Annotated in this window: 15 protein-coding genes; 6 read left to right on the top strand and 9 right to left on the bottom strand. The window is 69.4% G+C overall.

Annotated features, from left to right (window positions below; all coding sequences use genetic code 11):
• The first annotated feature begins 43 nt into the window (after positions 1–43).
• Entirely contained in the window at positions 44–763 is a 720-nt protein-coding gene (locus AC3WS6_RS16945; RefSeq protein WP_492502179.1) for a hypothetical protein, read from the top strand.
• Positions 764–776: 13 nt separating this feature from the next.
• On the opposite strand, the gene AC3WS6_RS16940 is transcribed toward AC3WS6_RS16945, so the two are convergent.
• The 7 genes from AC3WS6_RS16940 to AC3WS6_RS16910 all read right to left on the bottom strand — a co-directional run bounded on the left by AC3WS6_RS16940 (position 777) and on the right by AC3WS6_RS16910 (position 6,551).
• Positions 777–2,426 carry a RecQ family ATP-dependent DNA helicase gene (locus AC3WS6_RS16940; RefSeq protein ID WP_492502178.1) on the bottom strand — a complete coding sequence of 550 codons (1,650 nt, stop codon included), beginning with the start codon at positions 2,424–2,426 and terminating at the stop codon, positions 777–779.
• A 234-nt stretch (positions 2,427–2,660) separates the two neighbouring features.
• Positions 2,661–3,518 carry an ADP-dependent NAD(P)H-hydrate dehydratase gene (locus AC3WS6_RS16935; RefSeq protein WP_492502177.1) on the bottom strand — a complete coding sequence of 286 codons (858 nt, stop codon included), beginning with the start codon at positions 3,516–3,518 and terminating at the stop codon, positions 2,661–2,663.
• Positions 3,502–4,230, bottom strand: coding sequence for a histidine phosphatase family protein (locus AC3WS6_RS16930; protein WP_492502176.1), 729 nt, complete (start codon positions 4,228–4,230; stop codon positions 3,502–3,504). The genes AC3WS6_RS16935 and AC3WS6_RS16930 overlap by 17 nt, the downstream gene beginning before the upstream one ends.
• 43 nt (positions 4,231–4,273) lie before the next feature.
• Positions 4,274–4,477: a hypothetical protein gene (locus AC3WS6_RS16925; protein ID WP_492502175.1), complete on the bottom strand. Its 204-nt coding sequence runs from the start codon at positions 4,475–4,477 to the stop codon at positions 4,274–4,276.
• Between the two features lie 80 nt (positions 4,478–4,557).
• Complete coding sequence (locus tag AC3WS6_RS16920) at positions 4,558–4,899, bottom strand: DUF7882 family protein (protein WP_492502174.1); 342 nt, start codon at positions 4,897–4,899, stop codon at positions 4,558–4,560.
• A gap of 187 nt (positions 4,900–5,086) precedes the next feature.
• Positions 5,087–5,800, bottom strand: coding sequence for an ANTAR domain-containing protein (locus tag AC3WS6_RS16915; RefSeq protein ID WP_492502173.1), 714 nt, complete (start codon positions 5,798–5,800; stop codon positions 5,087–5,089).
• Between the two features lie 31 nt (positions 5,801–5,831).
• A complete protein-coding gene (locus AC3WS6_RS16910; protein ID WP_492502172.1) occupies positions 5,832–6,551 on the bottom strand; it encodes an ANTAR domain-containing protein in 720 nt (239 codons plus the stop codon).
• A 220-nt stretch (positions 6,552–6,771) separates the two neighbouring features.
• On the opposite strand from AC3WS6_RS16910, the gene AC3WS6_RS16905 reads away from it, so the two are divergent.
• Together AC3WS6_RS16905 and AC3WS6_RS16900 are read left to right on the top strand one after the other, a co-directional pair.
• Complete coding sequence (locus tag AC3WS6_RS16905) at positions 6,772–7,920, top strand: zinc-dependent alcohol dehydrogenase (RefSeq protein WP_492502171.1); 1,149 nt, start codon at positions 6,772–6,774, stop codon at positions 7,918–7,920.
• A 4-nt stretch (positions 7,921–7,924) separates the two neighbouring features.
• Positions 7,925–8,491, top strand: coding sequence for a hypothetical protein (locus tag AC3WS6_RS16900; protein ID WP_492502170.1), 567 nt, complete (start codon positions 7,925–7,927; stop codon positions 8,489–8,491).
• Between the two features lie 25 nt (positions 8,492–8,516).
• On the opposite strand, the gene AC3WS6_RS16895 is transcribed toward AC3WS6_RS16900, so the two are convergent.
• Positions 8,517–9,269 (bottom strand): MBL fold metallo-hydrolase, encoded by a 753-nt coding sequence (locus AC3WS6_RS16895; RefSeq protein WP_492502169.1) that lies wholly within the window; start codon positions 9,267–9,269, stop codon positions 8,517–8,519.
• A 205-nt stretch (positions 9,270–9,474) separates the two neighbouring features.
• Here AC3WS6_RS16895 and AC3WS6_RS16890 point away from each other — a divergent pair, with 205 nt between their 5' ends.
• Genes AC3WS6_RS16890 through AC3WS6_RS16880 form a run of 3 tightly spaced genes read left to right on the top strand, consistent with a single transcriptional unit; the run spans position 9,475 to position 11,157 of the window.
• Positions 9,475–10,206, top strand: coding sequence for a hypothetical protein (locus tag AC3WS6_RS16890; RefSeq protein ID WP_492502168.1), 732 nt, complete (start codon positions 9,475–9,477; stop codon positions 10,204–10,206).
• Positions 10,184–10,597, top strand: a complete 414-nt coding sequence (locus AC3WS6_RS16885) for a phage holin family protein (RefSeq protein WP_492502167.1) — start codon at positions 10,184–10,186, stop codon at positions 10,595–10,597. Before AC3WS6_RS16890 ends, AC3WS6_RS16885 begins: the two co-directional genes overlap by 23 nt.
• Complete coding sequence (locus AC3WS6_RS16880) at positions 10,594–11,157, top strand: DUF3618 domain-containing protein (protein ID WP_492502166.1); 564 nt, start codon at positions 10,594–10,596, stop codon at positions 11,155–11,157. Before AC3WS6_RS16885 ends, AC3WS6_RS16880 begins: the two co-directional genes overlap by 4 nt.
• Before the next feature lie 103 nt (positions 11,158–11,260).
• Here the strand turns inward: AC3WS6_RS16880 and AC3WS6_RS16875 are convergent, their stop codons facing one another.
• Positions 11,261–12,202, bottom strand: coding sequence for a LysR family transcriptional regulator (locus AC3WS6_RS16875; RefSeq protein WP_492502164.1), 942 nt, complete (start codon positions 12,200–12,202; stop codon positions 11,261–11,263).
• Between the last annotated feature and the right edge of the window lie 94 nt (positions 12,203–12,296).

The raw sequence follows: 12,296 nt of genomic DNA, 5'->3' as shown, positions 1-12,296 counted from the left end.
GCCGTGCCTGCCGTGGATCAGTCGTTCGTGTCGACCGGGGCGGATGCCGTCGAGGTGGCGCGTCGACGACGAAGACGGCGATGCGCACTCCCGTCCGGTGCTCGTCCGCCCCGGCCATGTGATGCACGCGACGTGCGGCGATTCGCACGCCATCACGGCGACGTTCGACCTCGACTCTCTCGAGCGCATGGCCCGCAGCTTCTACGCCGACGATGGTCTCACGGTCCGCTTCGACAGCAGCGTGCCGATCAGTCGTGCATCCGCGCAGCTCTATCGTCGACTCCTGATCGACGCCCACGTGAACCTGCCCGTGCTCGCCGACAGCGAACTGCTCCGCGCATCGCTGTACCGGATGCTGACCGTGGGACTCCTCGAGTGCTTCGCGCTGCACGGCGAACCTGCCCGCCGCCGCGACTCCGTCCGGCCGCCGCGGTTCTCCTGGTCGGCTGGCCAGGACGCGCGAATCCGCTATCCAGATCACGCGAAACCGTCACAGGTCGGAATCCACGGCGTAACGTCGGTTGACATCCAGGGGGAGGACATCATCATGGGGACACTCGAGATCGTCTATGCCGGCAGCCCGTTCCGCATCGTGGGCCGCAGCCTCGAAGAAGTACAGCAGCAGATCGCCATCACACTCGCGTCGGGCAACACCGGCTGGCTCGAGGCCTACGACGGCTACGGCAGCCGCTCGCCCTTCCAGCTGCTCATCGCCCCCGGTGTGCCGCTCGCTCTCTGCGCGGTCGGCGACGACGCGGACTGAGCGACGAGATGGCTCAGACGGTCGCGTCTGCCGCGCGCAGCACCCCGGTGTCGAGCGCCTCGAACGAGACGACCTTGTACCCCTCAGACCCGAAGTAGATCGTCGCGCGATCGGCGTCGACGCTCGTGACCGTGCCCGCACCCCACTCGCGATGCTCGACGTGCTGGTCGACAGTGATCGGCGCGTCCGCGATCTCCGCATCGTCGGCCGCTACGGCTGCCGCGTCGCGCTGCTCGCAGCGATCGCAGTTGTCGCACCATCGCGGTCCCTCGACGCCGAAGTAGTCGAGCAGGATGCGGCGTCGGCACTGCGAGGTCTCGGCGTACGACCGCATCATCGCCAGGCGCGAGTCGGCCACCCGTTCGCGCGCGTCGAGCGTCTCACGCACCGCTCGCACAGCCGTCTGCGCCGAGACGTCGCGAACTCCACGCACGCCTTCGCCCGTTTCGGCGAGTCCGGCGTCGAGGAGGTCGTTGACGAGGCGTGTGATGGTGCGCTGCGGCCGATCGAGCGCGTCAGCGAGCTCGGCGACGGACCGCCCCGGTGTCGCGCCGATCGCCGTCCACAACGCGCGGAGATCGGTCGAGTGCGCCGAGCGTCGCGTGAAGAAGCGCCGGAGGCCCAGGTCCTTCGCGTGGTAGTGCAGCGCTGTCGTGGCGGGCTCTCCGTCGCGACCCGCGCGGCCGATCTCCTGGTAGTACGCGTCGAGTGACTCGGTGACCGTCGCGTGCAGGACGAAGCGCACATCGGCGCGGTCGATACCCATGCCGAAAGCCGAGGTGGCGACCACGACGTCGAGCTCGCCGTCGCGCCAGCGGTCCTGGATGCTGCGGCGCTCGGCGGCCTTCATGCCCGCGTGGTACGCGGCGACGCGTCGGTCCGCCGACGCGATCTCGTCGGCGTAGATCTGCGTCTCCTTGCGAGTCGCGACGTAGACCAGACCCGGGGCGGTCCACGTGCGGGCCTCTTCGACGACGGCCGCGCGCTTCTGCGCCTCGCTCTCGTGCCGGTGCACGACGAGACGGATCTCGGGGCGATCGACTCCGTGCACCTGCACGTCGACGTCACGCATCGTCAGCTTCTCGATGATCTCCGCCCGCACCGGGTCGGACGCGGTGGCCGTCATCGCCAGCACCGGAGGATCCCCCAGCTCTCGTCGGACCTCGCCGAGTCGCAGGTAGTCGGGCCGGAAGTCGTGCCCCCACGACGACACGCAGTGGGCCTCGTCGATCACCAGCAGCGTCACCCCCGCGGCGGCGAGGCGGGCGACCGTGTCGTCGTGGCCCAGCTGCTCGGGGGCGAGCAGCACGTACACCGGCCCGCCCGCGTCGATCAGCTCCCAGGCGCGCGCGGTCTCGGCCGCCGAGATCGACGAGTTGAGTGCGACGGCGGGCGGCGCGGCAGGAGCAGCGTCGATCGAGGCCATCTGGTCGGCTTGCAGCGCAACGAGGGGCGAGACGACGAGCACGACCCCGCCGCGCTGAGCCCCCGCGATCTGGTAGACCGCCGACTTGCCGCCGCCGGTCGCGAGCACCAGCAGGGTGTCGCGCCCCGCGGTCGCCGACTCGATCGCTTCACGCTGGCCCGGAAGCAGCTCATCCCACCCGAAGCCCTCTCGCGCGATGGTGTCGACGGATGCGGAGGACGTGCGGGAAGAGCTCATGGACGTGACGGTAACCGCGCGATCCGAGACACGCGTGCGGGTTGACAAGTCGACTCCGCGCACCTCCGTCGCCGCTGCGCGCGAGTGCCGCTTCGTCGGGAGCCGTCCTGGTCAGTCCGCGGACGCCCGAGACGGGGGAGCCGCTGGTGAGCATGACGACCGCGTCCGCCGCATCCTCGTACATCTCGAGGATGATCCCGGAGCGGCGCCGCACGCCTCCGTCGCCTGGGCAGGTCAGCCGCCCGCGGTGTCGGCACCGACCTCGTGCACGGCCGCGGGCAGCTCGCGCACGAGTTCGCGGGCGAGGAAACCGAGCCCCGATCGCGCGGTGAGCCGGTCGCCGGCGCGCGCATGCGTCCAGGCTCCCCACACGGCAGCGTGCGCGGGGTCGAGACCTCGCGCCGCGAACCCGACGATCGCACCCGCCGCGACATCGCCGGAGCCGGCGGTGCCGAGTCCCGGCCCGCCGCCGTCGAGCTCCCACACCTCTCCCGAGGGCGCCGCGATCGTGGAGTAGCAGTGGATGATGGCGTCGAGCTCCTGTGCGAGGCGGGGCAGGTCGCGGGCGGGGTCGTCGACGGGTCGGCCGAGCAGAAGGGCCGCTTCGTCGAGGTTGGCGTTCACGATCACCACCTTCGGCAGCGATGTGCGGGGCAGGTCGCGCAGCACACCGACCGCGAACGCGTCGACCACGAGCGTCGAGATGCTCCTGCTCGCCAGACGCTCGAGCCACGCCCGCGCATGCTCGGGGTCGTCGAGTCCCGGCCCCACCAGCACGGCATCCGCGGCGTCGCACGCGTCGTTCCAGGCGTCGTCGGTCGCGTCCGGCTCGCGCGGCGCGTCGTAGACGCCCGCCTCAGGCACCGAGATGCGCACGACGTCGGCGACGACGGCATCCGTGGTGACGCCGATCTTGCCCGCTCCGACCCGCAGCGCCGCCTCGCCGGCGAGCACGACAGCCCCCGCCGACAGGCGCGATCCGCCGACGATCATCGCGGTCCCTCGAGAGTTCTTCGACTCGCCGGGGTCGGGCAGCGACCACTCGCGCAGCAGATCGGGTGTCACCCGCGTCGGCTCACTCGGGGCGGACATCAGGACTCCCGGGGTGCACGGTGACTTCGGCGCCGAGCTGCTCGAGATGGCGCACATCCGAGAAGTCGACGAGCTGCCACTGGCCTCCCTCGACACGCAGACGGGTCACCGACGCGTTCAGCACGGTGTTCGCGGCGGCGAAGCGCAGCAGGCGCTCCTCATCCATGCCGGTCAGCAGCGCCACGAGCAGCATGACGACCGCGTCATGCGCGACCACCAGTCCGAGTCGGGCATCGACCGCGAGCGCATCGTGCAGGAACGATCGCAGCCGCAGAGCAACGTCGGCCCACGACTCGCCGCCGGGCGGTCGATGGTAGTACTTGCCCAGATGCGCGCGGCGGCGGGCTTCCTCCGGATGCCGTGCGGCGACGCCGTATCGGGTCAGCAGGTCGAGAATGCCGAGCTCACGGTCGCGCAGCCGCTCGTCGATGACCACGTGCTGCGGGGTCGGCCCGTCGGCCGTCGCGATCGCGAAGGTCTGCTGGGCGCGCGCATACGGCGAGATCCAGGCGACGGATGCGGTGTCCGCCAGCTCGCGCAACGGCATCGCCAGCGCGCGTGCCTGCTCGACACCCGTCTCCGACAGCGGCACGTCGGCGTCGCGCGTGTCCAGCGCGATCTCCTCCTGTCGGGCCACTTCTGCGGCCGTCGCGGCGATGTTGCCCACGCTCTCGCCGTGGCGCACGAGCCACAGTTCTTGCAGTGACGCCATGCGGTGTCCTCTCCTCGCGAGTCGCTCGAATCCCGTCTGTGGCTCAGCGCGAGGTCGGGGGAAGCTTGTCGACGCCGTGCCGGTGGGGCTTGTCGGGCTCGGCGGCGGTCTCGGGCGACGCGTGCGCGGGCCCGGTCGGCGACTCGGATGTGGGGTAGTGGGGCTCGTCGATCTCGATCGCCTTGTCGCGCTCGTCGAGCGGAGGCAGGTGGTCGAGCGGCTGCTTGATGTCGTCGGGGTGGCTCATGGCCCCATGCTCCGCGAGACGATGCCCGCGTGACAGGGGGTTGTGATCTGACGCGTCCTGTGGTCGGGTACGCCCCGTCATCACACCGGGATCGCGTGACCCTTGTCGGCGGGATCCGCGAAGCTCTGCGCGGGTTCCGGTACGAGATACAGTCCTGTCGGCGCGTTGGCGGTGAACGAGAGCGCCTCGATCCACCGTCGGTTGATCGACGGCTGCCTGCTCCCGTGGAACTTGTAGACGATCGAGCTGTGGCAGTGCAGCCAGACCGAGATGCGGCCGCCGCCGACGCTGGCATCTTCCTTCCAGGTGAAGGTGAACGGCTCGGCACGGCGCAGCTTCGCGGTGATCACCAGCTGCAGGTGGGTGAGCGCGCGATCCTCGATCTCGATCTTGTTCGTGTGCTCGTAGATGAAGTAGCCCATGGGGATTCCTCGATTCGATCTCTTGCGGAGACGCGAGTCAGGGGCTGGGACCGGCGGCGACACGGGGAGAGGACCCTGAGCGGATCCTGTGTCGCCCTTTCACGGTAGCGCGGTCGCGCCCGTGTGTCATCCCTTCGTCGGAACGGGTCGGCGAATGTCGGGGTGCGTCACCGCATGTCGACGTCGGTCAGGGCGCCACGGCCGAATCGATGACCTCCTGGGCCACCACCGACAGCAGTCGGCCGCTGTTGCGTGCGCGGCTCCTCAGGAGGCGGAAGGCCTCGTCCATGTCGACCTGCTCACGGTGCGAGAGCACGCCCTTGGCCTGTTCGATGACCACGCGGCTGTCGAGCGCCCGCTGCAGCTGCTCCTGCGCGATGTTCGCCTCCCGCAGCGCCCGCTCCTGGATGATGCTGATGGTCGCGATGTCGGTGAGCGCGCGCGCGATCGTGAGATCCGTCTCGGGCAGCGGACCCTTGCGGTCGCTGAAGAGGTTGAGCGACCCGATGACGTCATCGTGGAAGCGCATCGGGATGGCGTACATCGCGTGGTATCCGACACTGGCCGCGCCCGTGGCGAACGCGGGCCAGCGTCCGGCCGTGGCGGCGATGTCGTCGACCGAGACGATGGTGCCCGTCTCATAGGCGTCCACGCAGGGGCCTTCGTCCACGCGCAGCTGCAGCAGGCTGACGAGCTGACTGCGTTCGCTCGTCGAGGCGACGACCTCGAGGTGTCCGGAGGCACTGGGCAGGAGGATGCCGGCGTCCGCCGCCTCGACGATGTGCGACGTCTGCTCGACGAGTGTCTGCAGGACGTCGACCATGTCGTAGTCGTGGACGAGGGTGTCGGCCAGGGAGACGAATGTCTGGGCGAGCTGGGCTTCGCGGGTCTGGGCGATCATGAGCACAACCTACCTTTCGGGTGGGTGCGAGTCACGGTTCTAAGGTGAGTCGGCGGGCGGTGATGTCGGCGGCCGTCTCCCGAACAGAACGACCGGATGCGAAGGCATGGGCGCGGATCCGCAGAAGCGCCTCGGCGGGCGGGATGCGGAGCTGCGCGGTGACCATGCCGGTCGCCTGATGGACTTCGCGGCGTGAGAACGGTCCGTCTTCGGCCGGCTCGAGGTTTCGACGTCGCAGTGCGCGCTCGAGAACGCGGGCGGCCGTCTCCTCGACGAGCCGCGATGCCTCGTCGAGGCCGTCCGTCGTGAGTGCGTCGGCGGTCTCGGCGTACAGCTCGACGGCCCCCATGCGCAGCGGCCCGATCGAGAGGGGGAAGGAGTAGAGCGCGTGGATGCCGGACCCGGCCAGGGTGTGCGCGAACATCGGCCAGCGCTCCGGCGAGACCTCTTCCAGTCGAGGGACGAGCACCACCGATCGGGAGCGGTGCGCCTCCCAGCTCGGGCCCTCACCGGCGTCCAGCTGGGATTCGATGACCTGTGCGGCGAGGTCATCGGTCGCGCTGACCGTCTCGATGTCGAACGGCAGGTCGAGAGTCGAGATCGCCGCTCTCTCGATGGGCAGAGCGCCGACGAAGTGTGCGCTCAGATCGGGCGCACCCGGAGTTCGCGCGGTCGTGATGATGACCTCCTGGTCTGGTGGGGTGCCAGAAGCCGTGAGCGGCCATGGTCGGGGACGGATTTTCCGTCTCACACCATATAAGAACGGAGGGGTGTCGCGCCGAACGCCCTTCCCTCGGCATCGCGAGTCTTTATGATTCGGTTCTCCGACGATCCACCGGCCCCGCCGGTCGTGCAGGTTACGCGTGCCCGGTCCGATCGACAAGCCCCCTCTGCGCGAAAGCCGACCGTCATACGGTGGCCGCTCGCCGCCACCATCCCGAGGCGAGACGGCCGACCGAGAGGAACACCCCATGCGCGCGATGACCTACCGAGGGCCGTACAAGGTCCAGGTGACCGAGAAGCCCGAACCCCGCATCGAGCACCCGAACGACGCGATCGTGCGGGTGACGCACGCCGCCATCTGCGGCTCCGACCTGCACCTCTTCCACGGCATGATGCCGGACACCCGGATCGGTCACACGTTCGGGCACGAGATCGTCGGCGTCGTGCACGAGGTCGGACCCTCGGTGCAGAACCTCTCGGTCGGAGACCGGGTCATGGTGCCGTTCAACATCTACTGCGGGTCGTGCTACTTCTGCTCGCGCGGTCTGTTCTCGAACTGCCACAACGTCAATCCCAACGCGACCGCCGTCGGCGGCATCTACGGCTACTCGCACACCACCGGCGGGTACGACGGAGGGCAGGCCGAGTTCGTGCGCGTGCCCTTCGCCGACGTCGGGCCGAAAGTGATCCCCGACTGGTTGGATGCCGAGGATGCGCTGCTGCTGACCGACGCGTATTCGACCGGCTACTTCGGCGCTCAGTTGGGCGACATCGCCGAGGGCGACACCGTCGCGGTGTTCGGCGCGGGTCCGGTGGGGCTCGCGGCAGCGCGCTCGGCCTGGTTCATGGGGGCGGGTCGGGTGATCGTCGTCGACCAGCTCGACTACCGGCTCGAGAAGGCGCGCGATTTCGCCTTCGCCGAGACCATGCACCTCGCCGAGGTGGGGGACATCGTCCTGGCCATGAAGCGGGCGACCGGCCACCTGGGCGCCGATGTGGTGATCGACGCGGTCGGAGCCGAGGCCGACGGCAGCGTCGTGCAGCACGTCACCGCGGCCAAGCTGAAGCTGCAGGGCGGGTCTCCGGTGGCGGCGAACTGGGCGATCGACTCGGTGCGCAAGGGAGGAACGGTCTCGCTCATCGGCGCCTACGGACCGCTCGTCTCGTCGGTGCGCCTCGGCGATGCGATGAACAAGGGCCTCACCATCCGCGCCAACCAGGCGCCCGTCGCGCGCCAGTGGCCGCGCCTGCTCGAGCACATCCAGGCGGGGCATGTGAAGCCGAGCGAACTGCTCACCCACCGCTTCCCGCTCGAGCACATCGCCGAGGCCTACCACGTGTTCTCGTCGAAGCTCGACGACTGCATCAAACCCCTGATCACGTTCGGAGAGGACTGAGACCATGCCGTACGAAGCCACCAAGCCCCTGCTCGCACCCACCGCCGACGAACTGCGAGAGCGGATCCCCGGGTGGGGTGCGGATGCCGCGCCCGAACACCGTCGCACCTGGCAGGAGCGTGACGACATCGGCGACACCGGAGCCCGCTGGACCTTCCCCGATCGGCAGCCGGGCGGCGAGGGGCGCGAGCGCTCGATCGAGCACGGGATGCTGCCTCCGGTGTTCGGCACCGCCCAGCCGCTGCACGGGGTGTCGGGAGCGATCCGCCGGTTCGCCTACGACCACTTCAGCGAGACCAAGAACACCCGCTGGCTGCTGCTCGTGATCGGTGATCGTGTGGAGTCCGTCGGTGCGCACGTGCGGTCGATGGTCACGCGGCACCCCGACAACCCGATCACCCAGACCGGCGTGCTCGCGGAGTTCTCGCATCACCCGGTGCGCTCGCGCGTGGGGCAGGGCCGGATCGACGTGCGCCACACGTGGATGGACCCGATCATCGTGGCGGGACCGTGGATCGCGACAGGCGTTCTGCTCATCACGGTGGCGCGGCGCATGCTCCGTCGAGGCTGATCGCGGCGCGGGCGCGAGGCTGCACTCAGTGCGGACCCCGCGACCGCGCGGCGGCCACGTCGGCGCGGATGCCGGACGACGACGGCTCGCCGTGCCCGGGCAGCACCAGAACTGCATCGGTCTGCGCGAGGGTGTCGAGCGAGGTCATCGCCTCGGCGGTGTCGGCAGTCGCGGCCCGCGCGACGATCTGCGGCCCGGTCTCGCCGGTGTACGGGTCGAGAGTCACGAGGGCGTCACCGGTGATCAGCACCCCGCGATCCTCGAGCAGGAACGCGCAGTGACCGTCGGTGTGACCGGGGGTCCACAGCGCGATGGGGGCGCCGGGGGCGTCGACCGTGTGTCCGTGCTGCAGCCGACCCTGTGCCTCGACGCCGCGGACCATGAGGGCGCCGTGCGCCGCCATCCTCGCGATCACCGGGATGCCCCGCGGGTGCGTGAGCACGTAGGCCAGCCGCGGAGACGCCGGCCGGTAGCTGTAGGGGTGCCGCGCCAGCCGTGCGTCCCTGGCGTGCACGAGGACCGAGGTGCCCTCTGCGCTGATGCGGCGTGCCATTCCGACGTGGTCGAAATGCCCGTGCGTGAGAATCAGGGCGTCGATGTCGGACGGCTGTGCGCCGAGGTGCGCGAGCAGCGTGTGCAGCACCCGTTCGGAGCCGGGGAGCCCCGCATCGAACAGCGTGAGGCCGTCGTCGGTCTGCACGAGGTAGCAGTTGACGTCGGCTACTCCGATGCGGAAGATCCCGGGTGCGACTTCGGACCAGGCGGGGGAGGAGGACATGCCCCGAGAGTAGAAAACGCCTGGCGAGGCGATGAGGGCATTGACAATCTCGCCGAGTCGGCTCTCGCGCGCTCTCGCGGACGCCGGCGGCGCGCCCGCGTTTTACTCCTCGATCCCGATACACGCAAGGGTGCTTGCCTGGGCAATTCCCGGGGTTAGGAATGCCCCACCGATCACACCGATCGGACCGCGAGAAGGAGCACCAATGTCGAACATCTATGAGACGTCGGGCCCTCAGGGCTCGGACGCGACATCCCCCGATTCGTCAGGCACGGTGGATGCCGCGAAGCACGAGGCAGCCGACCTCAAGGACACGGCCACCGCGCAGGCCAAGGACGTGCTCGACACGGCGAAGCACGAAGCCGCGTCGGTCGCCGGCGAAGCGAAGGCGCAGGCGAAGGACCTGTTCGCCCAGACTCAGCGTGAGCTGAAGGAGCAGGCGAACACTCAGCAGCAGCGTGTCGCGGGCGGGTTGCGTTCGGTCAGCGAAGAGCTCGACTCGATGGCGTCGTCGGCCTCCGGCAGCGGCATCGCGGCAGATCTCGTGACCCAGGTGTCGTCGCGGCTGTCGGCGGCATCGACCTGGCTCGGCGATCGCGATCCTGCCTCCGTCGTCACCGAGGTCAAGCGTTTCGCTCGACGTCGGCCGGGCACGTTCATCCTCGCCGCAGCCGTCGTGGGCGTCGTCGCCGGCCGCCTCACCCGGGCGCTGGCCTCCGCCGCGTCCGACGAGAAGAACGCATCCGGCGCCCCAGCGACATCGGCGTCCATGCCGCCCGCGCCTGCGCCTGTCGAGGTGCGTCCTGACCCGGCCGTACCGGTTCCGGTCGGCGGCTCCACGACCGGCGCAGGAAGCACCCCGCTGTACGCCCAGACCGCATCGGGCAGCCAGGACATCCTCGGGGAGGCGGACCATGACCGATCCGACACCGTCTGAGGCCAAGGCCGCATCGACATCCATCGGCGACCTCCTGGGCGAGGTCTCGCGCGACATCTCGACGCTCATGCGGCAGGAGGTCGCTCTGGCCAAGGCCGAGCTGAAGGACTCCGCGTCGAAGTCCGCCAAGGGCGCCGGGCTCATGGGCGCAGCAGGATACGGCGCGCTGATGGCGGTGTTCTTCCTCTCCGTCGCCCTCTGGTGGGCCCTCGGAGAACTGGTCGGCGGCGGCTGGTCCGCCGTGATCGTCGCACTGATCTGGGCGATCATCGCGGGCATCCTGTTCGCTGTCGGACGCGGCCAGCTGGCCAAGGTCGAGGGCGTGCCGCAGACGGTCGACACGCTGAAAGAGATACCCGAAACGCTGAGAAGGAATGAGGAGAACCGATGAGTGATTCACCCGAAGAGATCCGCGCCGACATCGAGCGCACCCGCCAGGAGCTGGGGCTCGACGTCGACGCCCTCGCCGACAAGGTATCTCCGTCGAAGATCGTCGACAGGCAGATGGGCAGGGTGCGCGGCGCCTTCACCTCGGTCCGCGAGCGCGTGATGGGGGCGGCCGACGATGCCGGCTCCTCGCTGTCGGATGCGGGCTCGCACGCCGGTGACCTCAAGGACCGCGCGGTCGCGAAGGCGGAGGGCAACCCGCTCGCGGTCGGCCTCATCGCCTTCGGCGCCGGACTGCTGCTCGCGTCGCTGGTCCCCGCGTCGTCGAAGGAGAAGGACATCGCGTCGACCGTGAAGGACCAGGCGCAGCCGCTCGTCGACGAGCTCACGGATGCCGCGAAGGAGGTCGGCGAGCACCTCAAGGAGCCCGCGAAGGAATCGGTGGCCGCAGTGCAGGACTCCGCGCAGGAGTCGGTGGAGGTCGTCAAGGACGAGGCGCAGAGCGCCACCGGCGAGGTGCGGGACCAGGCTCAGCACGCTCGGGACAACCTCTCGGGAGGCTGACCCGGGTGCAAGACAGACAGGGCGGATGTGCCGAGCGGCGCATCCGCCCTGACTGTGTGTCGGGGGACGTCGACGCTGCGCCGCTCAGGCGACCGGGTGCCGCTCAGCCCAGCAGCGTCACGCCGAAGCTCGCGACGACGGCGCGGAGCTCCGTGAGATAGCGCTGCGCCTGCTCGGTCAGCGGAATGGCGGAGTGACCGATCCACCCGATCTCGATCTCTTCGTCGACATCGAGCGGAATCGCGACGATCTCGGGGTCGAGGTCGTCGCTGATGATGCCGGTGGAGATCGTATAGCCGTCGAGTCCGATCATGAGGTTGAAGATGGTCGCGCGGTCGGAGACGCGGATCTCGCGCGGGGTGGAGAGGGTGGAGAGGATCTCCTCCGCGAAGTAGAACGAATTGTTCGCGCCCTGATCGAAGGTGAGCCGCGGCACCTCGGCGAGGTCCGAGAGCGTCACGCGATCCCGCGACGCGAGGGGGTTCTTCCGGGAGATGAAGATGTGCGGCTCGGCGATGAAGAGCGGCCGGAAGGCGAGCCCGGAGTCGCGGAGCAGCTTGTCGATGACGTTGCGGTTGAAGTCGTTGCGGTAGAGGATCCCCAGCTCGCTGCGCAGAGTGCGCACGTCTTCGATGATGTCCCAGGTGCGGGTCTCGCGCAGTGAGAACTCGTACTCGGCGGCCTCGCTCGCCTTCACCATGCGCACCATCGCGTCGACCGCGAACGAGTAATGCTGCGTCGACACCCCGAGCAGACGGCGGGAGGGAGGTCGGCCCAGGTAGCGCTGCTCGAGCAGCGCCACCTGCTCGACGACCTGCCGGGCGTAGCCGAGGAACTCGACGCCGTCGGAGGTGAGGGTCACGCCGCGGGCCGAGCGGAGCAGCAGATCGCGCCCCACCCTCTGCTCGAGATCCTTCATCGCCGCGGACATCGTGGGCTGCGCGACGTAGAGCAGATCGGCGGCGGCGCTGATCGATCCTTCCGCCGCGACCTCGATGTAATAGGTGAGCTGCTGCAGCGTGATGCCGCTCGTGCGCTTGGCCATAGTCTCAGACTATGCCACGGCATAGTCGCGGTGCATTACTCGATGGGCGGTCACCGCCGTCACGATGGAAGGACCCCCGATCGAGGCCGCACCC

This window comes from Microbacterium sp. EB106-03-03-XG65, assembly GCF_058791955.1.
This window is presented reverse-complemented; position numbering and strand designations above follow the sequence as displayed.

Excerpts from the sequence above, each read along its gene's own strand:
- AC3WS6_RS16915 (WP_492502173.1), bottom strand. The coding sequence starts at position 5,800 with ATGATCGCCCAGACCCGCGAAGCCCAGCTCGCCCAGACATTCGTCTCC.
- AC3WS6_RS16935 (WP_492502177.1), bottom strand. The coding sequence starts at position 3,518 with ATGTCCGCCCCGAGTGAGCCGACGCGGGTGACACCCGATCTGCTGCGC.
- AC3WS6_RS16900 (WP_492502170.1), top strand. The coding sequence starts at position 7,925 with ATGCCGTACGAAGCCACCAAGCCCCTGCTCGCACCCACCGCCGACGAA.
- AC3WS6_RS16930 (WP_492502176.1), bottom strand. The coding sequence starts at position 4,230 with ATGGCGTCACTGCAAGAACTGTGGCTCGTGCGCCACGGCGAGAGCGTG.
- AC3WS6_RS16940 (WP_492502178.1), bottom strand. The coding sequence starts at position 2,426 with ATGAGCTCTTCCCGCACGTCCTCCGCATCCGTCGACACCATCGCGCGA.
- AC3WS6_RS16925 (WP_492502175.1), bottom strand. The coding sequence starts at position 4,477 with ATGAGCCACCCCGACGACATCAAGCAGCCGCTCGACCACCTGCCTCCG.
- AC3WS6_RS16895 (WP_492502169.1), bottom strand. The coding sequence starts at position 9,269 with ATGTCCTCCTCCCCCGCCTGGTCCGAAGTCGCACCCGGGATCTTCCGC.
- AC3WS6_RS16920 (WP_492502174.1), bottom strand. The coding sequence starts at position 4,899 with ATGGGCTACTTCATCTACGAGCACACGAACAAGATCGAGATCGAGGAT.
- AC3WS6_RS16875 (WP_492502164.1), bottom strand. The coding sequence starts at position 12,202 with ATGGCCAAGCGCACGAGCGGCATCACGCTGCAGCAGCTCACCTATTAC.
- AC3WS6_RS16945 (WP_492502179.1), top strand. The coding sequence starts at position 44 with ATGCCGTCGAGGTGGCGCGTCGACGACGAAGACGGCGATGCGCACTCC.
- AC3WS6_RS16885 (WP_492502167.1), top strand. The coding sequence starts at position 10,184 with ATGACCGATCCGACACCGTCTGAGGCCAAGGCCGCATCGACATCCATC.
- AC3WS6_RS16890 (WP_492502168.1), top strand. The coding sequence starts at position 9,475 with ATGTCGAACATCTATGAGACGTCGGGCCCTCAGGGCTCGGACGCGACA.
- AC3WS6_RS16905 (WP_492502171.1), top strand. The coding sequence starts at position 6,772 with ATGCGCGCGATGACCTACCGAGGGCCGTACAAGGTCCAGGTGACCGAG.
- AC3WS6_RS16880 (WP_492502166.1), top strand. The coding sequence starts at position 10,594 with ATGAGTGATTCACCCGAAGAGATCCGCGCCGACATCGAGCGCACCCGC.